This is a genomic window from Pseudomonas monachiensis, from assembly GCF_047345015.1.
Lineage (GTDB): Bacteria > Pseudomonadota > Gammaproteobacteria > Pseudomonadales > Pseudomonadaceae > Aquipseudomonas > Aquipseudomonas monachiensis.
In genome coordinates, this window is record NZ_CP178857.1 from 1,821,775 (window position 1) to 1,846,286 (window position 24,512).

General features: G+C 59.8%; 20 protein-coding genes. 10 read left to right on the forward strand and 10 right to left on the reverse strand.

Annotated elements, in window-relative coordinates; translation table 11 throughout:
* Window positions 1–7 precede the first annotated feature (7 nt).
* Complete coding sequence (prpD, locus tag ACMDB8_RS08260) at window positions 8–1,492, forward strand: 2-methylcitrate dehydratase (protein WP_056721898.1); 1,485 nt, start codon at window positions 8–10, stop codon at window positions 1,490–1,492.
* 135 nt (window positions 1,493–1,627) lie between these two features.
* Here the strand turns inward: prpD and ppsR are convergent, their stop codons facing one another.
* Window positions 1,628–2,446: a posphoenolpyruvate synthetase regulatory kinase/phosphorylase PpsR gene (ppsR, locus tag ACMDB8_RS08265; protein WP_056721900.1), complete on the reverse strand. Its 819-nt coding sequence runs from the start codon at window positions 2,444–2,446 to the stop codon at window positions 1,628–1,630.
* 174 nt (window positions 2,447–2,620) lie between these two features.
* Between ppsR and ppsA the strand changes: the two genes are divergently transcribed.
* The 8 genes from ppsA to ACMDB8_RS08305 all read left to right on the forward strand — a co-directional run bounded on the left by ppsA (window position 2,621) and on the right by ACMDB8_RS08305 (window position 10,815).
* Window positions 2,621–4,996, forward strand: coding sequence for a phosphoenolpyruvate synthase (gene ppsA / locus ACMDB8_RS08270; RefSeq protein WP_223542330.1), 2,376 nt, complete (start codon window positions 2,621–2,623; stop codon window positions 4,994–4,996).
* A gap of 208 nt (window positions 4,997–5,204) precedes the next feature.
* Complete coding sequence (locus tag ACMDB8_RS08275) at window positions 5,205–6,194, forward strand: alpha/beta fold hydrolase (RefSeq protein ID WP_409078456.1); 990 nt, start codon at window positions 5,205–5,207, stop codon at window positions 6,192–6,194.
* Between the two features lie 140 nt (window positions 6,195–6,334).
* Window positions 6,335–6,823 carry a ribonuclease E activity regulator RraA gene (rraA, locus tag ACMDB8_RS08280; protein WP_177336456.1) on the forward strand — a complete coding sequence of 163 codons (489 nt, stop codon included), beginning with the start codon at window positions 6,335–6,337 and terminating at the stop codon, window positions 6,821–6,823.
* 26 nt (window positions 6,824–6,849) lie between these two features.
* The gene (locus tag ACMDB8_RS08285) at window positions 6,850–7,845 is read left to right on the forward strand and encodes a zinc transporter ZntB (RefSeq protein ID WP_056721910.1); all 996 of its coding nucleotides are present in this window, start codon (window positions 6,850–6,852) and stop codon (window positions 7,843–7,845) included.
* Between the two features lie 62 nt (window positions 7,846–7,907).
* Entirely contained in the window at window positions 7,908–8,156 is a 249-nt protein-coding gene (locus tag ACMDB8_RS08290) for a hypothetical protein (protein WP_008048593.1), read from the forward strand.
* A gap of 2 nt (window positions 8,157–8,158) precedes the next feature.
* The gene (locus ACMDB8_RS08295) at window positions 8,159–8,983 is read left to right on the forward strand and encodes a mechanosensitive ion channel family protein (protein WP_008048604.1); all 825 of its coding nucleotides are present in this window, start codon (window positions 8,159–8,161) and stop codon (window positions 8,981–8,983) included.
* Window positions 8,984–9,073: 90 nt separating this feature from the next.
* Complete coding sequence (gene sigX / locus ACMDB8_RS08300) at window positions 9,074–9,664, forward strand: RNA polymerase sigma factor SigX (protein ID WP_015096065.1); 591 nt, start codon at window positions 9,074–9,076, stop codon at window positions 9,662–9,664.
* Between the two features lie 107 nt (window positions 9,665–9,771).
* On the forward strand, window positions 9,772–10,815 hold the full coding sequence (locus ACMDB8_RS08305) for an OmpA family protein (protein ID WP_056721911.1): 1,044 nt from the start codon (window positions 9,772–9,774) through the stop codon (window positions 10,813–10,815).
* Between the two features lie 73 nt (window positions 10,816–10,888).
* Here the strand turns inward: ACMDB8_RS08305 and cobA are convergent, their stop codons facing one another.
* The 8 genes from cobA to ACMDB8_RS08345 form a co-directional block, all read right to left on the reverse strand.
* On the reverse strand, window positions 10,889–11,653 hold the full coding sequence (gene cobA, locus ACMDB8_RS08310) for a uroporphyrinogen-III C-methyltransferase (RefSeq protein WP_223542331.1): 765 nt from the start codon (window positions 11,651–11,653) through the stop codon (window positions 10,889–10,891).
* Between the two features lie 10 nt (window positions 11,654–11,663).
* A complete protein-coding gene (locus ACMDB8_RS08315; RefSeq protein ID WP_409078455.1) occupies window positions 11,664–14,381 on the reverse strand; it encodes a molybdopterin-dependent oxidoreductase in 2,718 nt (905 codons plus the stop codon).
* The gene (gene nirD / locus ACMDB8_RS08320; RefSeq protein ID WP_046042889.1) at window positions 14,381–14,698 is read right to left on the reverse strand and encodes a nitrite reductase small subunit NirD; all 318 of its coding nucleotides are present in this window, start codon (window positions 14,696–14,698) and stop codon (window positions 14,381–14,383) included. The genes ACMDB8_RS08315 and nirD overlap by 1 nt, the downstream gene beginning before the upstream one ends.
* Window positions 14,695–17,148, reverse strand: coding sequence for a nitrite reductase large subunit NirB (gene nirB, locus ACMDB8_RS08325; protein WP_409078454.1), 2,454 nt, complete (start codon window positions 17,146–17,148; stop codon window positions 14,695–14,697). Before nirB ends, nirD begins: the two co-directional genes overlap by 4 nt.
* A gap of 290 nt (window positions 17,149–17,438) precedes the next feature.
* Window positions 17,439–19,106, reverse strand: a complete 1,668-nt coding sequence (locus ACMDB8_RS08330) for a protein kinase domain-containing protein (RefSeq protein ID WP_409078453.1) — start codon at window positions 19,104–19,106, stop codon at window positions 17,439–17,441.
* A gap of 7 nt (window positions 19,107–19,113) precedes the next feature.
* Window positions 19,114–20,325, reverse strand: a complete 1,212-nt coding sequence (locus ACMDB8_RS08335; RefSeq protein WP_056721919.1) for a nitrate/nitrite transporter — start codon at window positions 20,323–20,325, stop codon at window positions 19,114–19,116.
* Window positions 20,326–20,643: 318 nt separating this feature from the next.
* Window positions 20,644–21,219 (reverse strand): ANTAR domain-containing response regulator, encoded by a 576-nt coding sequence (locus ACMDB8_RS08340; RefSeq protein WP_008048624.1) that lies wholly within the window; start codon window positions 21,217–21,219, stop codon window positions 20,644–20,646.
* A gap of 15 nt (window positions 21,220–21,234) precedes the next feature.
* Entirely contained in the window at window positions 21,235–22,446 is a 1,212-nt protein-coding gene (locus ACMDB8_RS08345; RefSeq protein ID WP_056722302.1) for a CmpA/NrtA family ABC transporter substrate-binding protein, read from the reverse strand.
* Between the two features lie 228 nt (window positions 22,447–22,674).
* Between ACMDB8_RS08345 and ACMDB8_RS08350 the strand changes: the two genes are divergently transcribed.
* Window positions 22,675–23,694 (forward strand): quinone-dependent dihydroorotate dehydrogenase, encoded by a 1,020-nt coding sequence (locus ACMDB8_RS08350; protein ID WP_056721922.1) that lies wholly within the window; start codon window positions 22,675–22,677, stop codon window positions 23,692–23,694.
* A 224-nt stretch (window positions 23,695–23,918) separates the two neighbouring features.
* On the opposite strand, the gene rmf is transcribed toward ACMDB8_RS08350, so the two are convergent.
* Window positions 23,919–24,134: a ribosome modulation factor gene (rmf, locus tag ACMDB8_RS08355; RefSeq protein WP_003223300.1), complete on the reverse strand. Its 216-nt coding sequence runs from the start codon at window positions 24,132–24,134 to the stop codon at window positions 23,919–23,921.
* Window positions 24,135–24,512 lie beyond the last annotated feature (378 nt).

Consider the following 24,512-nt stretch of genomic DNA (forward strand, 5'->3'; position numbering starts at 1 on the left):
ATCGAACATGAGTGCCAACGTCGACCTGAACAACCGCCCCGACTACGACAAGGTCCTGCAGGACATTGCCGATTACGTCCTCAACTACAGGATCGAGTCAATTGAGGCGCTGGATACCGCGCGCAACTGCCTGATCGATACCTTGGGTTGCGGTCTGCTGGCCCTGCGTTTTCCCGAGTGCACCAAGCATTTGGGGCCAGTGGTAGAAGGCACTGTCGTGCCGTTTGGCGCCCGGGTGCCGGGGACCAGTTATCGACTCGATCCGGTGAAGGCGGCGTGGGACATCGGCTGCATCGTGCGCTGGCTCGACTACAACGACACATGGCTCGCGGCGGAGTGGGGGCATCCGTCGGACAACCTCGGCGGTATTCTCGCGGTAGCCGACCATTTATCACAAAAGCACCTGGCGAATGGCGTAGCACCGCTGACCATGCGTACAGTGCTTGAAGCGATGATCATGGCCCACGAGATTCAAGGCGTGATTGCCCTGGAAAACTCGTTCAACCGTGTCGGCCTCGATCACGTCATTCTGGTGAAAGTGGCCTCGGCCGCAGTCACCGCCAAGCTGATGGGGGCCAATCGCGAGCAGTTGTTGTCGGCGTTGTCTCACGCCTTTGCTGACGGTCAGGCATTGCGCACGTATCGGCATGCACCGAATGCCGGTTCGCGTAAATCCTGGGCGGCGGGGGATGCGTCCAGTCGTGGCGTGCGTTTGGCGGACATGGCGATGCGCGGCGAAATGGGTATACCCGGTGTGTTGAGTGCCAGGCAGTGGGGGTTTTACGACGTATTGTTCAGCCACAACAACAATGATCTGGCGCTCAAGCCTGAAGACAAACGTGCGTTCAGTTTCTCGCGACCGTACGGCAGTTATGTGATGGAAAACGTGTTGTTCAAGATCAGTTTTCCGGCCGAGTTCCATGCACAAACGGCCTGTGAGGCGGCGGTGATCCTGCACCCGCAGGTGCGCAATCGCCTGCATGAAATCGACAGGATCGTCATCACCACTCACGAGTCAGCGATTCGCATCATTTCCAAGGTCGGCCCACTGGCCAATGCTGCTGATCGCGATCACTGCATCCAGTACATGACTGCTGTACCGCTGGCTTTCGGCAATCTGGTTGCCGAGTACTACGAGGATGATTTTCACAAGGCGCATCCGATCATCGATGTGCTGCGCGACAAAATGGTGATTGTTGAGGAATCGCGGTTCACCCGTGAGTATCTGGAGCCCGATAAACGCTCCATTGCCAACGCGGTGCAGGTGTTTTTCAAGGATGGTTCGAGCACGGAAAACGTCGTCGTGGAATACCCGATTGGGCATCGTCGGCGTCGGGCTGAAGGTATTCCGTTGCTGGAGGAGAAATTCAGGGCGAACTTGCTGACACGATTCGCGGGGCAGCGCAGCGAGGAGATTTTCGCGCTGTGCAAGGATCAGCAGAGGCTTGAAGCGACAGCGGTGAACCGGTTTGTGGATTTGTTTGTGATCTAGGAGACCGCGTTATCGTTCTTCGCGAGCAAGCCCGCTCCCACAGGGGATCTGCTGTGAACACAAAATTTGTGTATGACAGAAATCCAATGTGGGAGCGGGCTTGCTCGCGAAAGCAGTAGATCAGGCGCCGGAGAGCTACTTGAACCGCCGCTCGACGCCTTTCTCCACAAGTATTTTCGCGGAGATTTCTTCCACCGAAAAATGCGTGGAGTTGATGTGCGGGATGTTTGCGCGGCGGAACAGGTTCTCGACCTCACGCACTTCGAACTCGCACTGGGCGTAGCTCGAATAGCGGCTGTTGGGCTTGCGCTCGTTGCGGATCGCGGTGAGGCGGTCGGGGTCGATGGTCAGGCCGAACAGCTTGTGCTGGTGGGCGCGCAGGGCGGAAGGCAGTTGCAGGCGTTCCATGTCGTCTTCGGTCAGCGGGTAGTTGGCTGCGCGGATGCCGAACTGCATCGCCATGTACAGGCACGTCGGCGTCTTACCGCATCGCGACACGCCCACTAGTATCAGGTCGGCCTTATCGTAATAGTGCGTGCGGGCGCCGTCGTCGTTGTCGAGGGCGAAGTTAACGGCCTCGATACGCTCCATGTAATTGGTGTTGGCGCCGATGGAGTGGGACTTGCCCACGGTGTAGGAAGAATGCTCGGTCAGTTCCTGTTCAAGCGGCGCCAGGAACGTCGAGAAAATGTCGATCATGAAACCATTCGAGGTTGCGAGAATCTCACGAATGTCCTGATTGACGATGGTGTCGAAGATAATCGGACGGAAGCCGTCGGTTTCGGCGGCTTTGTTGATTTGTTGTACCATGGCCCGCGCTTTGTCCACGTTGTCGATGTACGGCCGCGTGACTTTGCTGAAGGTAATGTTTTCGAACTGCGCCAGAAGGCTTTGACCCAGGGTTTCGGCGGTAATGCCGGTACCATCGGAGATAAAGAAAGCAGATCGTTTCATTTGCACCTTGGGCCTTAAGCTAGTGACGAATCTTGGATATGATAGGCGCGATTTGCCGGCCGCCATTGGCCCGCATTCTCACTTATTTTCCAGGTCCAGGCCATATAACCGGCAAATGCTCACTTAAGCAGCCGGTTTCTGAGCTTTTCCAACACAGTTAGTGGAGAGATCACCTTGGTAGAGTACGTAGTTTCCCTCGATAAGCTCGGCGTCCATGATGTAGAGCATGTGGGGGGCAAGAACGCATCCCTGGGCGAGATGATCAGCAACCTTGCAGGTGCCGGTGTATCGGTGCCCGGCGGCTTCGCCACAACCGCTCAGGCTTATCGTGATTTCCTGGAACTGAGCGGCCTGAATCAGCAGATTCACGATGCGCTCGATGCCCTGGACGTCGATGACGTGAATGCCCTGGCCAAGACCGGTGCCCAGATCCGCAAATGGATCATGGAAGCCGAGTTCCCTGAAAAATTGAATGCCGAAATCCGTACCGCGTTCGCCACGCTGTCCGCCGGCAACCCTGAGATGGCCGTGGCCGTGCGTTCTTCCGCCACCGCCGAAGACTTGCCGGACGCATCCTTTGCCGGCCAGCAGGAAACCTTCCTGAACATCCGTGGTGTCGAAAACGTCATTCGCGCCGCCAAAGAGGTGTTCGCCTCGCTGTTTAACGACCGTGCCATTTCCTATCGCGTGCATCAGGGCTTCGACCACAAGCTGGTGGCCCTGTCCGCTGGCGTGCAGCGCATGGTCCGCTCCGAAACCGGCACCGCCGGCGTGATGTTCACCCTCGATACCGAATCGGGCTTCCGTGACGTGGTGTTCATCACCGGCGCCTACGGCCTGGGTGAAACCGTCGTACAAGGCGCGGTGAACCCGGATGAGTTCTACGTCCACAAGGGTACGCTGGCTGCCGGTCGTCCGGCCATCCTGCGTCGCAACCTGGGCAGCAAGGCCATCAAGATGATCTACGGCGACGAGGCCAAGGCCGGTCGTTCGGTCAAGACCGTCGACGTGGACAAGGCTGAACGCGCACGTTTCTGCCTGACCGACGCCGAAGTCAGCGAGTTGGCCAAGCAGGCGATGATCATCGAGAAGCACTACAAGTGCCCGATGGACATCGAGTGGGCCAAGGACGGTGACGACGGCAAGCTGTACATCGTGCAGGCCCGTCCGGAAACCGTGAAGAGCCGCACCCAGGCCAACGTCATGGAACGCTACCTGTTGAAAGAGACGGGTACCGTGCTGGTGGAAGGCCGTGCCATTGGCCAGCGCATCGGCGCCGGCAAGGTCCGCATCATCAAGGACGTGTCCGAGATGGACAAGGTCCAGCCAGGCGACGTACTGGTTTCCGACATGACCGACCCGGATTGGGAACCGGTCATGAAGCGCGCCAGCGCGATCGTCACCAACCGTGGTGGCCGTACCTGCCACGCGGCGATCATCGCCCGTGAGCTGGGTATTCCTGCGGTAGTGGGTTGCGGCAACGCCACCCAGCTGTTGAAAGACGGCCAGGGCGTGACCGTTTCCTGCGCTGAAGGCGACACCGGTTTCATCTTCGAAGGCGAACTGGGCTTCGACATCAAGAAGAACTCCGTGGACGCCATGCCGGAGCTGCCGTTCAAGATCATGATGAACGTCGGCAACCCGGACCGCGCCTTCGACTTCGCGCAGCTGCCGAACGCCGGTGTGGGCCTGGCCCGCCTGGAGTTCATCATCAACCGCATGATCGGCGTGCACCCCAAGGCATTGCTGAACTACGACGGCCTGCCGCAGGACATCAAGGACAGCGTCGACAAGCGCATCGCCGGTTACGACGATCCGGTCGGCTTCTATGTCGAGAAACTGGTTGAAGGCATCAGCACCCTGGCGGCTGCGTTCTGGCCGAAAAAGGTCATCGTGCGCCTGTCGGACTTCAAGTCCAACGAATACGCCAACCTGATCGGCGGCAAGCTGTACGAGCCGGAAGAAGAGAACCCGATGCTGGGCTTCCGCGGCGCCTCGCGTTACATCAGCGAATCGTTCCGCGACTGCTTCGAACTCGAATGCCGCGCTCTCAAGCGTGTGCGCAACGAGATGGGCCTGACCAACGTCGAAATCATGGTGCCGTTCGTCCGTACCCTGGGTGAAGCGAGCCAGGTGGTCGATCTGCTGGCGGAAAACGGTCTGGCCCGTGGCCAGAACGGCCTGCGTGTGATCATGATGTGCGAACTGCCGTCCAACGCCATCCTGGCTGAAGAGTTCCTAGAGTTCTTCGACGGTTTCTCCATCGGTTCCAACGACCTGACCCAGCTAACCCTGGGCCTGGACCGTGACTCCGGCATCATCGCCCACCTGTTCGACGAGCGTAATCCGGCGGTGAAGAAGCTGTTGGCCAATGCCATTGCCGCGTGCAACAAGGCCGGCAAATACATCGGCATCTGCGGTCAGGGTCCTTCGGACCACCCGGACCTGGCCAAGTGGCTGATGGAGCAGGGCATTGAAAGCGTATCGTTGAACCCGGACTCCGTACTGGAAACCTGGTTCTTCCTGGCAGAGGGTCAGGCGCAGGCTTGATCCTGTAGGAGCGACGGTGCGGCGATCTGACCTGCTCGCGATGGACTGCAGAACAGCGCGTTTTTTCAGCATGAACGCGTTATCGTTGGCGACCATCGCGAGCAGGCTCGCTCCTGCAATGATTGGCAGTGTGGTCGGTGAACGCTGCCTTTGAGATTCAAGCAGGGCGGGCTCCATCTGGATGCCGCCCTTTTTTGTGCAAGAGATTATGCAAAGCAGCAGCAACCTATTTCCTGTCGCCCTGATCAGCGCCGAACGGCGCGGTGATCTGAGCGAAGATGTCTATCGATTGAAACCCGGTAACAGCCCCGACTTCACTGTCGAACTGGCTGTGACACGCCTTGGCATGGCCGATGAGTCATCCTCCCGTGGCGTGCCGGTGATCCTGCTGCATGGCAGCTTTTCCAATCGCCGGTTCTGGTTCTCTCCCAAGGGCCTGGGATTGGGCGCTTACCTGGCTCGCCTGGGGTTCGACGTCTGGATTCCGGAAATGCGCGGTCACGGCCTGTCCCAGCGTAACCACGACTACCGCAAGAACCGTGTCGCCGACTACGCGCGCTATGACCTGCCGGCCATTGGCGCGTTCGTGCGCGAACAGAACGGGCAGGTGCCGCACTGGATCGGTCACTCGCTGGGCGGTACTACACTGGCCGCAGCGCTGGGTGGCGAGTACATCGGTGAGCCGGTCGTGGCTTCGGCGGCGTTTTTCGGTACACAAGTCAGCCGCACTTACTGGCCATTGAAGATTCCGCCGGTGGAGTGGAGTGGTCGCTTCATTCTCAAGCGCTTTGCCCAGTTGTCCGGCTCAAGACTCAAGCGCGGTCCGGAGGACGAGCCTATCGGCCTGGCCCTGGAAAGCATGCGCTGGTTTGGCCTGTTCGGGCGCTTCGGTGATGCCGACAAGGACTGGTGGGCAGGCCTGGCCGAGGTCAAGTTGCCCGTGCTGGCGGTCAGTGCCGCGGGCGATCATCAGGACCCGGCGTGGGCGTGTCGCAAATTGTTCGAGCAGTTCGGCTCCGAGCACAAGCAATTCATCAACCTGGGGCGCGAGCAGGGCTTCGGCGACAATTTCGGTCACGTGGAAATGCTCGTCAGCAAGGCAGCCCAGGCTGAAGTCTGGCCTTTGGTGACGCGCTGGTTGGCTGATCAGCAGACACCTTTGCCAGGCGCGCAACAGGAGTTGGCCGCGGCAATCTGAGCCTGACGCTCTAACAAGGGCATTTCGCTCCGGTCGGCTTGCGGCTAAGATATGACGCATTGAGCTGTTCCGGTCACAATGCGTGACTGAGCCATCACCGATGTTCGTGCTGTCTTCCTCTTCACAGGAGTTTCTCGATGATCCATTACCTCACGCCTGACCTGTGCGATGCCTATCCGGAACTGGTGCAGGTGCTGGAACCGATGTTCAGCAATTTCGGCGGCCGTGATTCCTTTGGTGGCGAAATCGTGACCATCAAGTGCTTCGAAGACAACTCGCGGGTCAAGGAGCAAGTCGAGCTCAAGGGGAATGGCAAAGTGCTGGTGGTAGACGGTGGCGGTTCCCTGCGTCATGCGTTGCTGGGTGACATGCTGGCCGAGAAAGCCGCGAAAAACGGTTGGGAAGGGCTGGTGATCTACGGTTGCATCCGTGACGTCGATATCATCGCACAGACCGATCTGGGCGTTCAGGCCCTCGCCAGCCACCCGAGGAAATCCGACAGGCGCGGGCTCGGCGATCTCAACGTTGCCGTGACCTTCGCCGGCGTGACTTTTCACCCGGGCCATTACATCTATGCGGACAACAACGGCGTGATCATCTCGCCCAGCCCGCTGCAAATGCCTGAATAAAGCGCTGGTCGACCAAAGGAGTGCGGATGTTCGAGGAAGAAAACGCGCAATGGGGGCTGGTGCATGCCCTGGTGCTGGACGGTAAAGGCGGCGCGCGTTCGATTGCCCGGACTGAACTCGATGACTTGCAGCTGCAGGCCCATGAAAGCCTGTGGCTGCACTGGGATCGCAGTCATCCGCAAACCCGGACCTGGTTACGCAAATCCAGCGGTCTGAGCGAATTCAGCTGTGACCTGTTACTCGAAGAAAACACTCGTCCGCGACTTTTACAGCTTTCCGACAGCGAACTGCTGCTATTTTTGCGCGGGGTCAATCTGAACCCCGGTGCTGAGCCGGAAGACATGGTGTCGGTGCGGATCTTCGGCTCTGCCCAGCGTGTCATTTCCCTGCGTTTGCGTCCGTTGCGTGCCACTGACGAGTTGTTGGTGCAACTGTCCGAGGGCAAGGGGCCGAAAACTGCCTCCGAACTCATCCTTTGCATGGCGCAGTACCTCACCAACAAGGTGCAGGATCTGGTCAGCTGTCTCTCGGAAGTGGTCGATGAGGAAGAAGAAAAGCTGGATGCCGACGAACGGTATACTCCTGAGCACGGATCGGTTTTGCAGATTCGTCGCCGGGCGGCTGCGTTGAAGCGCTTTCTTGCTCCGCAGCGGGATATTTTCGGTCAACTGACGCGGATCAAGTTGCCCTGGTTCGTCGAGGACGATGGCGATTACTGGAACGAATTGAACAACAGCCTGACTCGTTATCTTGAAGAGCTGGAATTGACCCGGGAGCGGGTGGGGCTGGTCCTGGAGGCTGAGGACCGTCGCTTGAACGTGCGTATGAACCGCACGATGTACCGCTTCGGGATCATCACCGGGATCTTTTTGCCGATGAGTTTTCTGACCGGGCTGTTGGGGATCAATGTCGGTGGAATTCCTTTCTCTGCCAGCCCCTACGGCTTTCTGATCGCCTGCCTGATGATGGTCTCGGTGGCACTGGGGCAGTGGTGGTTGTTCCGACGTTTGCGCTGGGTCTGAGGGAAGCCATGTGACCAGACCAACTCTGACCGCGTCTCCCACAGACATCACGAGAGGTGCGTATGCACGATCCGTTTGAACAGTCTTTGCGCGACATGCTCAACGCCTCACCGTCTACCCGGGACGACGATGCGTGCCTGGGGCGTGTGCTGAAAACCGCCAACCGCCAGGTCGGCGCCGGTGATTTGTTCAGTCTGCTGGGGCGCTGGTTGCCCGCACTGATGATCGCCCTCAATAACGGATCGGCCCATGTCGCGCCGGTATCCCGTCTTCGTAAACCTGCTGCCCGCACTGCTGATAAGGCTGATTGAATATGGAACTTGATCTCTGGACTCAGAGCCTCGTCACTGCAATGACTGCGTTGTGGACCAAGGTTGCGAACTTCATTCCGAACCTGTTCGGCGCACTGGTCGTGCTGCTGTTGGGTTTCGTCGTGGCCAAGCTGCTCGACACCCTGCTGTCGAAATTGCTCGCCAAATTGGGCCTTGATCGCTTGATGGGTGGCACCGGCCTGACCAAGTTGCTGTCCCGCGCAGGGTTGCAAGTTCCTATTTCGACCCTGATCGGCAAGATCGTCTATTGGTTCGTTCTGCTTATTTTTCTGGTTTCTGCCGCAGAATCCCTTGGCCTTGAGCGAGTTTCAGCTACGCTGGACATGCTTGCGTTGTATTTGCCGAAGGTGTTTGGCGCGGCGCTGGTGTTGCTGGTAGGTGTCTTGCTGGCGCAACTGGCCAACGGTCTGGTGCGTGGAGCGGCAGAAGGCGTGGGTCTGGACTATGCTTCAGGGCTTGGGCGGATTGCCCAGGGCCTGGTGATCATAATCAGTATTTCGGTTGCGATCAGCCAGTTGGAGGTCAAGACTGACCTGCTGAACCATGTGATTGTGATTGTGTTGATAACCGTTGGTCTGGCGGTAGCGCTGGCCATGGGGTTGGGAAGCCGGGAAATTGCCGGCCAGATTCTTGCGGGAATCTACGTGCGTGAGCTGTACCAGGTTGGGCAACAAGTGCGTGTTGGCGAGGTCGAAGGCCAGATCGAAGAGATCGGCACGGTTAAAACCACATTGCTGACCGATGAGGGTGAGCTAGTCTCTCTTTCCAATCGGATCCTCCTTGAGCAGCATGTGAGTAGCCGCTAACCCGGCAAACCCTGCTAATGTATGCCGCCGCAAAATGCCTGCTCACGCTGGCTGCGGCGGACATTGACCTGACTGTCGGCCCGACTTGTTTTGAATAAAGCCCAATCGTTATCCATGCGCTACGACCCCCGCGAGCTCTCTGATGAGGAGTTGGTCGCGCGCTCGCATACCGAGCTGTTTCACGTAACACGTGCCTATGAAGAACTGATGCGGCGTTACCAGCGAACATTATTTAACGTGTGTGCACGATATCTTGGGAACGATCGCGACGCAGACGATGTCTGTCAGGAGGTCATGTTGAAGGTGCTGTATGGCCTGAAGAACTTCGAAGGTAAATCGAAGTTCAAGACATGGCTATATAGCATCACGTACAACGAGTGCATCACACAGTATCGAAAGGAACGGCGAAAGCGTCGCTTGATGGACGCATTGAGTCTTGACCCCCTCGAGGAAGCGTCCGAAGAAAAGACGCCGAAACCTGAGGAAAAAGGTGGACTTGATCGCTGGCTGGTGTATGTGAACCCGATTGACCGTGAAATTCTGGTGCTACGATTTGTCGCAGAGCTGGAGTTTCAGGAGATCGCAGACATCATGCATATGGGTTTGAGTGCAACAAAAATGCGGTACAAACGCGCTCTAGATAAATTGCGTGAGAAATTTGCAGGCATTGCTGAAACTTAGTTCAGCGCAAATATCTCTTACGCGTAGGCAAGTTCTGTTAGACTTGCCGCCGAGTTGTCCCCCGGTTTGCGGGACTGCTTCACAATCACCAGATGGGGATTTAACGGATGAAACTGAAAAACACCTTGGGCTTGGCCATTGGTACTCTTATTGCCGCTACTTCGTTCGGCGCATTGGCACAAGGCCAAGGCGCAGTTGAAGGCGAGCTCAACTACGGGAAGAAGTACAACGACAGCGTTAACAACGTTGAAGACGGCTACACTCCTGGCGCCTCCATCGGTTACTTCTTGACCGACGACGTATCGTTGAACTTTACCTACAACAACGACGACTACACCCGTTCGAACAACGGTACTGGCAATCAGAAAATCGAAGGCGACCAGTTTGGTCTGAACGCTCAGTACCACTTCAACAACGCTGGCGACGCTCTGCGTCCTTACGTTCAAGGTGGTGTTAAGCACGGCAGCATGACCAACGTAGCCGCTGACGGCCACACCGGTCGTGACCAGTCGACTTTCCTGACTGCTGGCGCTGGCCTGAAGTACTACTTCCTGGAAAACGTCTACGCTCGTGCTGGCGTAGAAGCTGACTACAAGCTGGACAACGGCCGTTGGGACTACATCCCGTCCGTAGGTCTGGGTGTTAACTTCGGTGGCGGCAACAAGCCTGTCGCTGCAGCTCCAGCTCCAGAAGTTTGCTCCGACAGCGACAACGACGGCGTTTGCGACAACGTTGACAAGTGCCCGGACACCCCGGCCAACGTAACTGTTGACGCTGATGGCTGCCCAGCTGTTGCTGAAGTCGTTCGTGTAGAGCTGGACGTGAAGTTCGACTTCGACAAGTCGGTAGTCAAGCCAAACAGCTACGGCGACATCAAGAACCTGGCTGACTTCATGAAGCAGTACCCATCCACCACCACTACTGTTGAAGGTCACACTGACTCCGTCGGTCCTGACGCTTACAACCAGAAACTGTCCGAGCGTCGTGCAAACGCCGTTAAGCAAGTTCTGACCAACCAGTACGGTGTTGAGTCGTCCCGCGTTCAGTCCGTTGGCTACGGCGAATCCCGCCCAGTTGCTGACAACAAAACTGAAGCTGGTCGCGCTGTTAACCGTCGCGTAGAAGCGCAGGTTGAAGCTCAAGCTAAGTAATTAGCTCGCAGCTCTGAAAAGCCCGGCTCAGGCCGGGCTTTTCTTTGTCTGCGATTTGGTGAAACGGGTGAAACTACGCTGACTGATCTGCCGTCATCACAGGCAAATCATGCTGCCACAGGGATTGAGTTGCACTGGCTGCCACTGCACCGATCACCATTATGGCAGGGCTTTTCAGTTGGAATCTGTAGGCAGCTTCATCCATGTCTGTGAGAGTGCTCCGACATTCCCGTTGATGGGGCAAGGAGGCGTTTTCAATCATGGCCACGGGCGTATCCGTCGCCATGCCGCCGGCCAATAGCTGTTCCCGGATTTCACCGAGCTTGGCCACTCCCATGTAAATCACCAACGTCGTTCCGCCTTGGGCCAGTGCCTGCCAGTTCAATTGGCTGTCGTCCTGGGTGTGTGCGGTGACCAGCGTGACACCACGGGCGACACCGCGCAAAGTCAGCGGAATATCGCATTGCGTTGCCCCCGCCAGCCCGGCAGTGATGCCGTTGACCAACTCGGCTTCGACCCCACGCTCACGCAACCACTGCGCTTCTTCTCCACCGCGACCGAAAATGCATGGATCGCCGCCCTTGAGCCGTGCCACGCATTTACCCTGCCGGGCATAACGAAGCATCAGGCGATGGATGAACGCTTGCGGGGTGGAGCGGCAGCCGCCGCGCTTGCCCACCGGGATGATCCGCGCCCCGGGGCAATGCTCGAGTACCGCGACATTGACCAGGTCATCGATCAGCACCACATCTGCCTCGCGCAAGGCGCGTACCGCTTTCAATGTGAGCAACTCCGGATCACCCGGGCCCGCACCTACCAGCCAGACTTTTGCACTCATAGTGTTTTCCTCACGAGAAGACGGTGACTGGCTGCGCCGTGGCAGCCAGCAGGCGTTTGATTTCCGGAACGCAGGACCCGCATTGCGTGCCGCAACCCAGTTCTTGCTTGAGTCCCTGCAAGTCCAGGCCACGGCTGATGCCGGCGCAGATCGCGTTCTGGCCGACGTTCTTGCAATTGCACAGGATCTTGTTCGCGTTGACGGGCGCGTCGAGGTTGCCCGGTGGTGCGCTCAGCGGCGCAAGCAGCCAGCGCCGCAGTTGCTGGTCCGCGCGACCTTCGAGCCACAACCCCTGCAACCAGTGCTGGGCAAGGGTTTCCCCGGCCAGTCGAATGGCAGTGATCCGGCCATTTTCGATTCGCACGCGCTTGCCAATGGCCCGCCGAGGATCGTCGTAAGCCAGCACCGGGCCATCATCGAGTGCCAGGTTTTTATCGATTTCGCTTAGCAGCTCTGCCGCAGGCGCTGAAGTATTGGCCGCCCTTATAAGCAGGGCCGGGCGCTCACGACCAACCAGGCTGAGGCTGACGTAGGAAAACGCCTCACAAAGCGGCCGTAGCGTCTCAAAATGCCGTTGAACATCACCCTCGATCAGTGCGAACAGTTTCCAGGGCAGATCCACCGGATCCAGGCGAACGCCGCTGTGTTTAAGTTCGGGCTGTTTCGACAAAGGATCGAATGCGGGCAGGGTGAGGCTGTTCACCCCGCCCTTGAGAAAACGGTCGCCCCAATGCATCGGTAAAAAGGCCTGGCCCGGACGCACGCTGTCATCGCTGGCAACTGCGACGATGACTGCGCCACGCCGACTTTTCAGGCTGACCAGATCCCCCGGCTGCAGGCGATGGCGACGCAGTTCGTCCGGGTGCAGGCTCAACTCCGCTTCGTTGACATGGCCGAACAACTGCGCGGCGGTGCCGGTGCGGCTCATGCCGTGCCATTGATCGCGCAGGCGGCCGGTGATCAGGGTCAGCGGGAAGCGTGCATCCCGTTGCTCTTTGGCGGCGCGGTAGGGATCGGCCACGAACTGTGCGCGCCCATTGGCAGTGGCGAATACCCCGTCGACGTACAGCCGGGCCGTGCCTTCAACGGCACCCGCAGGGAAGGGCCACTGCTGTGGGCCGAGACGATCGATCAGTGCATGGCTGATACCGGACAGATCCAGGTCGCGACCTTGAGTCAGTTGTTTGTATTCGTCAAAGACCTGAGCGGGATTATTAAATTCAAACAGGCTGGTTTGGCCGGGGCGCAGATGTTTTTCCAGGCGTTGTGCGAAATCTACGGTGATTGCCCAGTCCGGCCGCGCCTCACCCGGTGCGACAATTGCCTGGCGTACGTGGGAAATGCGCCGCTCGGAGTTGGTCACGCAACCTTCCTTTTCCCCCCAGCTGGCGGCGGGCAGCAAAAGGTCGGCGAACTTCGCGGTTTCAGTGGTGCTGAAGGCTTCCTGCAACACCACGAACGGGCAGGCTTGCAGCGCTGCGCGCACGGCCGTCTGGTCCGGCATGGATTGCGCGGGGTTGGTACAGGCGATCCACAACGCCTTGATCTTGCCATTGCGCACTTGCTCGAACAGTTCGATTGCGGTGAGCCCGGGATTTTCCGGCAGTTTCTCGACGCCCCAGTAGGACGCCACTTGCTCACGGTGTTGCGGATTGGCGGCGTCACGGTGGCCGGGCAGCAGGTTGGACAAGCTGCCGGTTTCCCTTCCGCCCATGGCATTTGGCTGACCGGTGAGGGAGAAAGGTCCGGCGCCGGGACGACCGATCTGCCCGGTGGCCAGGTGCAGGTTGATCAGTGCACTGTTTTTCGCGCTGCCGGCGGTGGACTGGTTAAGCCCCATGCACCACAGCGACAGAAAGCTCGGTGACGTGCCGATCCACTCGGCACACTGCTGCAATTGCCCGAGACTGATTCCGCAGAGCTGCGAAACCATTTGCGGCGTGTAGTCACGCACCAGGCTTTTCAGCTCGGCCAGGCCTTCGGTGTGGTCGCGGATGAAGTCACGATCGATCCAGTCTTCCCACAACAGCAGATGCAAAATCCCATGGAACAGGGCGACATCGGTGCCCGGCAAGATCGCCAGGTGCAGGTCAGCCAGATCGCAGGTGTCTGTGCGACGCGGGTCAATGACGATGACCTTCATCTGTGGCCGGCGGGATTTGGCGGCTTCCAGCCGGCGAAACAGCACCGGGTGGGCGTAGGCCATGTTGCTGCCGACGATCATCACGCAATCGCTCAGCTCCAGGTCTTCGTAGCTGCAGGGCGGGGCGTCGGCACCCAGGCTGCGCTTGTAGCCGACGACTGCCGAGGACATGCACAGGCGCGAATTGCTGTCGATGTTGTTGGTGCCTACCAGGGCACGTGCCAGCTTGTTGAAGGCGTAGTAGTCCTCGGTCAACAGTTGCCCGGAAATGTAGAACGCCACGCTGTCCGGGCCATGCTCGGCAATGGTTGCGGCAAATACACTGGTGGCATGATCGAGGGCGGTATCCCAATCGGTGCGGTGACGGGCCAGGCCTTTACCGAGGCGCAGTTCGGGGTACAGCGCCCGCGCCGTCAAGTCGCCGGTCAGGTGCAGGGTCGAGCCCTTGCTGCACAGTTTGCCGAAATTGGCCGGGTGCGCCGGGTCGCCGCTGACGCCGAGGATGCGTGAACCGTCGTGCTCGATCAGCACGCCGCAGCCGACCCCGCAGTAACAGCAGGTGGATGCAGTGATCTGGCGGTCCATCAGCCTGCATCCCGCAGGGCCAGCATCACCCGGCCATTTTCCACCCGGGCGAGATGGTGGTGGGCACAGCCGATGTCCGGGGCCAGGGCTTCGCCGCTTTCCAGGTCGATTTGCCAGTTGTGCAACGGGCAGGCCACCCGCTTGCCGTAGACCAGGCCTTGGGACAACGGGCCGCCCTTATGCGGGCAGCGGTCGTCAAGGGCGAACACTTCGTCGTCGCTGGTACGAAAAATCGCGATGTCTCCCTTTGGCCCGGCGATGATCCGCGAGCCCAGGGCATTGATCTCTTCCAGTGCGCAGATATCCAGCCAGTTCATGCCAGCACCTCCAGGTTTTTCACGGGGATGACGTCGAATTCTTTTTTCAGCTGGGGCTGTTCCAGGCGCTCCTTCCACGGGTCCTGTTCGAACGACAGGGAGAATTGCAGGCGATCATTGAGCGCCTTGCGCCGCTCCGGATCTTCCAGCACGGCTTTCTTGATGTGTTCCATGCCGACCCGTTGCAGGTAGTGCACGGTGCGTTCGAGGTAGAAAGCTTCTTCGCGATAGAGCTGCAGGAATGCACCGTTGTATTCGCGCACTTCTTCGGCGGTCTTGAGCTTGACGAAGAACTCCGCGACCTCGGTCTTGATCCCGCCGTTGCCACCGATGTACATCTCCCAGCCGGAGTCCACACCGATAATTCCCACATCCTTGATACCGGCTTCCGAACAGTTGCGCGGGCAACCGGAGACAGCCAGCTTCACCTTGTGCGGCGACCACATGTTGAACAGGTCATGTTCCAGTTCAATGCCAAGTTGTGTGGAGTTCTGGGTGCCAAAGCGGCAGAACTCGCTGCCGACGCAGGTTTTCACCGTGCGGATGGATTTGCCGTAGGCGTGGCCGGACGGCATGTCCAGGTCTTTCCAAACCCCTGGCAGGTCTTGTTTGCGAATGCCCAGCAAGTCGATGCGCTGGCCACCGGTGACCTTGACCATCGGCACGTTGTACTTGTCGGCGACGTCGGCAATGCGCCGCAGCTCTGAAGGATTGGTCACACCGCCCCACATCCGCGGGACTACCGAATAGGTGCCGTCTTTCTGAATGTTGGCGTGGGCGCGTTCGTTGATCAGGCGCGATTGTGGATCGTCCCAGGCTTCCCCTGGCCAGGTGGAAATCAGGTAGTAGTTGAGCGCCGGGCGGCAGGTGGCGCAGCCGTTGGGTGTGCGCCAGTTCAGGTAGCTCAGGGTGCCGGCGATGGTCAGCAGGTGCTGCTCGCGGATGGCCTGGCGGATTTGCCCGTGATTGAGATCGCTGCAGCCGCAGATGGCCTTTTCGCTTTTCGGCTTGACGTCCGCCGCGCCGCCCACGGTATTGATCAGGATCTGTTCGACGAGCCCGGCGCAGGAGCCGCAGGAGCTGGCAGCCTTGGTGTGTTTCTTGACGTCGTCGACACTGAACAGCCCGTGTTCCTGAATGGCCTTGACGATGGTGCCCTTGCACACGCCGTTGCAGCCGCAGACTTCGGCGGTGTCGGCCATGCTCATGGCTTTGTCCTGGCCTTGATGTCCTACGTCGCCTAAAGCGTTTTCGCCAAACATCAGATGATCGCGGATCTCGCCAATGGCGTGATTCTCACGGATCTGCCGGAAATACCAGCCGCCGTCTGCCGTATCGCCGTACAGGCAGGCGCCGACCAGCACGTCATCCTTGATCACCAGTTTTTTGTAGACCCCGCCGATCGGGTCCGAGAGGGTGATGGTCTCGGTGCCTTCACCGCCCATGAAGTCGCCGGCGGAGAACAGGTCGATGCCGGTAACCTTCAATTTGGTCGAGGTCACCGACCCCTTGTAGGTGGCAAAACCGAGTTGGGCGAGGTGGTTGGCGCAGACCTTGGCCTGTTCGAACAGCGGCGCCACCAAGCCATAGGCGATGCCGCGGTGGCTGGCACACTCGCCGATGGCATAAATCCGTGGGTCGTAGGTTTGCAGTGTGTCGTTGACCAGAATCCCGCGGCTGCACGGAATGCCGGATTTCTCCGCCAGTTCGGTATTGGGGCGGATGCCGGCGGCCATCACCACCAGGTCGGCGGGGATGATGTCGCCGTTCTTGAATTGCACCGAACCGACCCGGCCGTTGCCCGCGTCGTGCAAGGCCTGGGTTTGCTCGCACAGGCGAAAATGCAGGCCGCGAGATTCCAGCGCGGATTGCAGCAACTGGCCGCTGGTCTTGTCCAGTTGCCGTTCCAGCAACCACTCGCCGATATGCACCACGGTCACGTGCATGCCCCGCAGCATCAGGCCGTTGGCGGCTTCCAGGCCGAGCAGGCCGCCACCGATCACCACGGCGTGCCGATGGGTTTTCGCGGTGTCGATCATGGCCTGGGTGTCGGCGATGTCGCGGTAGCCGATCACGCCTTCAAGGGTATTGCCGGGAATGGGCAGGATGAAAGGTGTCGAGCCGGTGGCGATCAGCAGGCGATCGTATTCGGCTTCGCTGCCGTCTTCGGCAATGACCCGGCGCTTGACCCGGTCGATCTCCACCACCTTGCGGTTGAGCAGCAGCTTGATGTTGTTTTCCAGGTACCAGTCCAGGTCGTTGAGCACGATCTCTTCGAAGGTTTGTTCGCCCGCCAGCACCGGCGACAACAGGATGCGGTTGTAGTTGGTGTGCGGTTCAGCACCGAAGACCGTGATGTCGTACAGCTCAGTGCTCAGTTTGAGCAGCTCTTCCAGGGTCCGGACCCCGGCCATGCCGTTGCCGATCATCACCAGTTTTAGTTTTTTCATCAGGTTCTCCGGGGAGCTCAGGCCTGCCTCATCAGGGTTCAGGCCATGCTCGACAAATTTTGCGCAAACAAAAAAAGGCGTCCCGCTAGTTGCCTAGCGAGGACGCCTTTGTCCTGGTCCCGTTCTCTCGGGAAGTGCAACCTTCGTCGTTGAAGCCTGCGCTGTATGTCTGTTGCAAGAGGTAATGCAGCGGTTATGCCAAGTCGCTCAAAACCCGTGTTTGTTGGCTTTTTCCCCGTTCACAAGGGCGGATACCTGAGGGAATGCACCGATTCAAGGCGCTTTGCCCGCTAATGGAGCGCAACCACCAGCAGCACCAGGTTCAGCAGCAAGGACACCAGCGCCAATGTCCGCCAGACTTTCAGTGGCTCGCGTTCCAGCAAGGGCTTGGGACGCACGCTCAAGCTGCGGCGTTCGCCCTGTTCCATCAGCAGCAGCCATTCTTCCGCCGTTTCGAAACGCTGGTCGGGGGCCGCCGCCACGGCGCGTTCCAGGCTATGGGCGATCCAGTCCGGCAGGTCGGGCCGGTAGCGGCTGGCGTTGACCGGGAGGCCAAACCTGGGGCGTTGGAACGCTTCGATTTCGCCATAGGGATAGTGCCCGGTGAGCAGGAAATACAGGGTCACACCGACGGCGTACAAGTCCTGCCGTGGCGTCGGTACTTCGCCGCGAAAGGCTTCGGGTGCAATGTAACTGGGTGTACCCGGCAGCGCCCAGGGCAGGTCTTGCGAGAGACCGGGGCAGTAGGCCAGGCCGAAATCCAGCAGGCGCAACTCGCCATCGTCCCCCAGCAGCAGGTTCTCCGGCTTGATATCGCGATGCAGGATCTGCCGCCGGTGCAACAGGCCGACCGCTCGCAGCAAGCGTTCGGCGATGTCTTGCCACTGGGGCAGCGGCAAGGGGCCGCTTTGCTCATGCCGTTGGGCCAGGGTAGCGCCCGAATATTCTCGCATCACGTAGTACAAATGCTGACGCTGACTGGCGGCATGGACTTCAGGAAAGTGTCGACCGGCCACGCGTTTGAGAAACCATTCCTCCGACAGTAATGCTTGCCCGGCCTGGTGATCGTCGTGCAGGCGCCCGGGCAGGGTTTTCAGCAGCCAGGGTTGTTGCTGGCTGTCGCGAACGCGATAAAGCAGCGATTGCTGGCTCTGTGCGACGATCCCCTCGACCTGCCAGCCCTCGAACGCCTGACCCGGTTTCAGGGCGGGCGGCAGTGGCCATTGCTGCAAGTGCATCAATGCATCGCCAATGCTCGCTTCGCCCAAGGCATCGACCCGTACCAGCAAGGCGCTGGCGTTGTCCTGGCTGCCCGCCAGGTGCGCGGCATTGACCAGGGTTTGCGCAGCGCTGTGCAAGTCCGGTTGGTCCCGCAGGATCGCGGCAATGGCGGTATCGCCCAGGACGGCCCAGACGCCGTCGCTGAGCAGGACGAAGCTTTCATCGGGGCGCAACTCACCGTCGAGAAAATCCAGCACCAGGTGTTGATCGAGCCCCAGTGCCCGTTTCAGCACATGCTGCATGCCCGGCTGGTCCCAGACGTGATCCTCACTGATTCGCTGCAATTGGTCGGCGTGCCAGCGATACACCCGGCAATCGCCGACATGGGCCAGGGTAAAACGCCGGCCACGCAGGACCAGCGCACTGAGGGTGGTCAGCAGCGGTTGTCCGCCGCCATTGGCCTGCAACCAGCGGTTCTGCGCCAGCAACAGACGATCGAGCGCCTGTGCGACGCTCCAGGTTTCCGGCGTGGCGTAGTAATCCAGCGCCAGGGCCTGCAGCGTCGAACGGGCGGCCAGACCGCCATCGACGCACTGGCTGACACCGTCGGCAATCGCGAACAGGTAACCCTTGCTCGCGGCCAGCGCCGGAGCCGGCGTGACCAGGCGCAGGGCATCCTGGTTTTCCTCGCGGGGACCGATGGCACTGGCTTCGGCGAAACTCAGTTGCAGGCTCATCGAGGCCTCAGACCCGCGCAGCCGTCACGGCGGCCGAACCCCAGGTGGTTCTCCAGCGACGTTTCACGCCGTGCAGACCGAACCAGGCCAGGACGCCGAGGCTGGCGAACAACCACAGCGCCAGTTGATAGCTGCCGGTGCTTTGCTTGATCGCGCCCATGCCGGCCGCGAGGGCAAACCCGCCGATACCGCCGGCCATGCCGATCAGGCCGGTCATCACGCCGATTTCCCGGCGAAAACGCTGGGGCACCAACTGGAATACCGCGCCATTGCCTGCGCCCAGACCGAGCATGGTGCAGACGAAAAGTGCCAGGGCGGCGTAGGAACTCGGCAGGTTGAAGCCGACCACGGCAATGCAGGTCGCCGCGACGGTGTACATCGCCAACAGGGTCCGAATGCCGCCAAACCGGTCAGCCAGTGCACCACCCAGGGGGCGCATCAGGCTGCCACCGAACACGCAGGCAGCGGTGTAGTAGCCGGCAGTCACCGGGTTCAGGCCGTACTGGTCGTTGAAATAACCGGGCAGGGCGCTGGCCAGGCCGATGAAACCGCCGAACGTCACGCTGTAGAAAAACATGAACCACCAGCTGTCACGATCACCCAAGGCCTTGAAGTAGTCGGCCATGGATTTGGCTTTTGGCCGCTCGGGGGCATTGCGGGCCAGCCAGGCGAAGACGACCAGGGTCAGGATCAACGGAATCAGGGCAAAGCCGAACACGTTGCTCCAGCCAAACGCCGCCGCCAGCACCGGGGCGATCAATGCCGCGAGGACCGTGCCCGAGTTACCCGCGCCGGCGATGCCCATGGCCTTGCCTTGATGCTGCGGCGGATACCACTGGGAGGCCAGGGGGAGGGCGACGGCGAACGAAGCGCCGGCCATGCCGAGGAACAGGCCCAGCAGCAAGGCTTGCTCGTAGCTGTGGATCCCGAGTTTCCAGGCGCCGAACAGGGCGCAGATCACGATGACCTGGCCGATCAGGCCGGCGGTTTTGGGCGACAGGCGATCAGCCAGCATCCCCATCACGAAGCGCAACACCGCCCCGGCCAGAATCGGCGTGGCGACCACCAGCCCCCGTTGCTGTGTCGTCAGCTGCAGGTCAGCGGCGATCTGCACCGCCAAAGGACCGAGCAGGTACCAGACCATGAAACTCAGGTCGAAATAGAGGAACGCTGCGAACAATGTGGGTGTATGGCCGGATTTCCAGAAGCTTGAATTCATTGCGCACCTCAGCTGTGAAGAGTCTCGAAAGGAGTCATGAGCTTGCAGGTGGGGCGCCGATACGGCCGCACCACCGGCCCCGTGCTCTGGGGCCAAAACGAAAAAACGCCGCCACCCGATCCGCCAAGGGCAAATGAGGTGAGCGACGTCTTTGTCGTAGGTGGGGCAACCGCCGTTGGTTACCTGTAGTGATTACCTAGCCAGATCTGTGCCATATCGGAAATTTGTGTAAAGCAAAAAAATCGCAGCCTTCGGCAGCTCCTACAGGGGAATCTGTGCACCCCGTAGGAGCTGCCGAAGGCTGCGATCTTTTGTTGTTCAACCCAATAATTCACTCATGGCAATAATCTGCTCCGCCACTTGAATCAGCTTCTGCTGGCGGCTCATCGCCTGGCGGCGCATCAGTGTGTAGGCCTCTTCCTCGTTGCAGTCCTTCATTTTCATCAGCAGCCCCTTGGCCAGTTCGATGCGCTTGCGCTCGGCCAATTGCTGGTCGCGGGCATGCAACTGGGCGCGCAAGGCCTGGTCACTCTCGAAGCGTGCCATGGCCACATCGAGAATCGGCTGCAGGCGTTGTGCGTGAATGCCTTCGACGATGTAGGCACTGACCCCGGACTTGATCGCCTGGCGCATCACATCGGGGTCGTGTTCGTCCGTGAACATCACAATCGGGCGTGGCTGGTCGCGCGTCACCAGCACCACTTGTTCCATGACATCGCGGCCCGGTGACTCGGTATCGATCAGAATTACATCCGGACGCACCGTTTCGACGCGTTCGGGCAAGTCGATGGTCAGGCCGGATTCATCGATCACTTCGAATCCGGCTTCGGTCAGGGCGGCCTTCAGGCGTCCGACTTTTTTGGCGGTGTCGTTGATCAGCAGGATACGCAGCATGTTCGTGGTCTCCTGTCAGCGGCTGGCGGATCGGTGCGAGCTGTCGCTCATTGCATGCAGTTTGAAACTGCGGGCATAACCGGCCGGGTCCGAGCCGTCCCAGATTTTGCCGTCGATCAACTGACTGCTGCGCATTTCCCCGGCTGACGAAGCGACGCCGACGGCACGGGCGGCTTCACGGTAGAGGTCCAGTTGCTGGACCTGCCGGGCCACCGCGAGATAGTCCGGGTCATCGCGCAACAAGCCCCAGCGGCGGAACTGGGTCATGAACCACATGCCGTCGGACAGGTACGGCAGGTTGACCTCGCCGTCCCCGTGCAGGCGCAGCGCGTGCGGGTCTTGCCAGCGGTGGCCAAGGCCGTCGGCGTATTCGCCCAGAAGGCGCGGTTCGATGCAGTCCAGTGGTGCGTCAAGGTACTGCGCGGCACTGAGCAGTTGTGCGGTGCTGCGGCGATTTTCGGTGCTTTCTTCGATGAAGCGGCTGGCTTCCAGAATCGCCATCACCAACACCCGGGCGGTATTGGGGTATTGCTCGACGAACGCACGGGTGCAGCCGAGGACCTTTTCCGGATGATCGGGCCAGATGGTCTGGGTCGTGGCCAGGGTGAAACCGAGGTCCTGTTGCACGGCGCTGGCGGACCAGGGTTCGCCGACGCAGAACCCGTCGATACGCCCGGCCCGCAGGTGCGCGACCATTTGCGGTGGCGGCACCACCACGCTGTCGACATCCAGCAGCGGGTGAATGCCCTGGCTGGCGAGCCAGTAATACAACCACATGGCGTGGGTGCCGGTGGGAAACGTCTGGGCGAAGGTGAGTTTTGAGCGAGTTTGGTGCACGTGCCGATCCAGTGCTTCAGGACTGGTCACTCCAAGCGCCTGCAGGCCGTGGGACAGATTGATGCTCTGACCGTTCCGGTTCAGGCCCATCAACACGGCCATGTCGGTCGCGGCCACGCCACCGATGCCCAGGTGAACGGCGTAAATCAGGCCATAGAGGCTGTGGGCGGCATCGAGTTCGCCGCTGACCAGTTTGTCCCGCAGGTTGGCCCAGGACGATTGCCGCTTGAGGTTCAGGGTCAAACCGTGGGGCTGGGCGAAGCCCTGTGTGGCGGCGACAACCACAGAAGCGCAGTCGCTCAGGGCCATGAAGCCGAGATTGATTTCGGTTTTTTCCGGGGCATCGCTGCCATTGACCCAAGCCAGGGGGCCGGCTGACGGTTCGTTCATCGCGTGTTCACCTTGCAAAAAAAACGTCGTCCCGAGTTCTTGCTTGAGCAGGCCGGGGACGACGCCATTGTCTTTGCACACATTCGGTCGTTGGCATGGGTGCTGGTGCCCAGAGTGGTGCAAGGCATATGCCATTATCCGTTGATTTGATCACGCGCCTCGCTTGCCACCCCGTTGCCCGGCTATAATCGCCGCCTCAATTCGCCGCCAATCGAGTCAAATCCGCCCATGTACACCCTGGCCCGTCAGCTGTTGTTCAAACTCTCCCCGGAAACCTCCCACGATCTGTCCCTGGACCTGATCGGCGCGGGCGGGCGTCTTGGGCTCAACGGCTTGCTGTGCAAGGCCCCGGCGAAGCTGCCGGTGAATGTCATGGGCCTGGATTTCCCGAATCCGGTAGGTCTGGCCGCCGGCCTGGACAAGAACGGCGCAGCCATCGATGGTTTCGCCCAGCTGGGTTTCGGTTTTGTCGAAATCGGCACCATCACGCCGCGTCCGCAGCCGGGTAACCCGAAGCCACGTCTGTTCCGCTTGCCGGAAGCCGAGGCGATCATCAACCGCATGGGTTTCAACAACCTCGGTGTCGATCACCTGCTGGCCCGCGTGGCGGCGGCCAAGTACAAAGGCGTGCTGGGCATCAACATCGGCAAGAACTTCGATACGCCGGTCGAGCGTGCCGTGGACGACTACCTGATCTGCCTGGACAAGGTCTATGCCCACGCCAGCTATGTGACGGTCAACGTCAGTTCGCCGAACACGCCGGGCCTGCGCAGCCTGCAATTCGGTGACTCGCTCAAGCAGTTGCTGGCCGATCTGGCCGAGCGCCGCGCGGAACTGGCATTGCGTCATGGCAAGCATGTACCGCTGGCGATCAAGATCGCGCCGGACATGAGCGACGAAGAAACCGCACAAGTTGCGCAAGCGCTGATCGAAACCGGGATGGATGCCGTCATCGCCACCAACACCACCCTGAGCCGCGCAGGCGTCGAAGGCATGGAGCATGGCGAAGAAGCCGGTGGCCTGTCCGGCGCACCGGTTCGTGACAAGAGCACCCACACCGTGCAAGTGCTGGCGTCGGAGCTGGGTGGGCGTTTGCCGATCATTGCGGCGGGCGGCATTACCGAAGGCAAGCACGCGGCCGAGAAAATCGCAGCGGGCGCGAGCCTGGTGCAGATCTATTCGGGCTTCATCTACAAAGGCCCGGCGCTGATTCGTGAGTCGGTAGACGCAATCGCAGCGCTACGCTGAACCCCTGTTGGAGCTGCCGAAGGCTGCGATCTTTTGATTTTAGAAATCAAGGTCAAAAGATCGCAGCCTTCGGCAGCTCCTACAAGGTAATGGGGGGTATGGGACAGGCATAAAAAAGGGCTCCATAAAGGAGCCCCTGGGCCGGAGCCCGCCGTCCGGATGGGACGTGCGTGGTTAATTCAGTACAAAGTCAGATTGTCGTGTCGGAGTGTTGTGCCCTGTAATTAGCCGACGGCGTGAAGTTCGTTGAGTCTGTGGATTCCCGCAGTGCCGGTCATACCGTCCCAGTTGTCGCCGCGTCCTTCTCGCCAGCCGTTGATCCAGGCTTGACGTACCGACGGTAGAGTAAATGGGCAAAGCTCACGGGATTTACCACCAACGCCATATTGATATCCGCGCAAAAATGCTCTTTCCAACGGATCACGCTTAAGTCTTCTCATAGGGTGTTGCCCTCACTTGTTGACTGTATTTATCGCGTCGACCTCTATTGAGGTCTGGCAGAAAAACTCTGCCGTTGGGGGCTCGTTGCCGGCGTGACGAGCCAAGGTGTTGGCGTCATTGCGGCGCCAACCTGTATTGAGTTCTAACCAATGCGTCACATCGAGGGAATGATCGTTTTGTCATAAGGACGTAACCGTTCATGTGCTAACGCCATAAGTAACAGAGCAGTTGTAGCGTATTTATTGGCCAAACCCCGGTATGATCGGCTCTGCGCTGGATGATGGGCTTAATCCTTTACTGAGAATGGCTCCCGTTGCCGGGAAGCACTATTCGACGAAGGGTCGACTTATGACATTTTGTTGCATCAACTTTTTTAT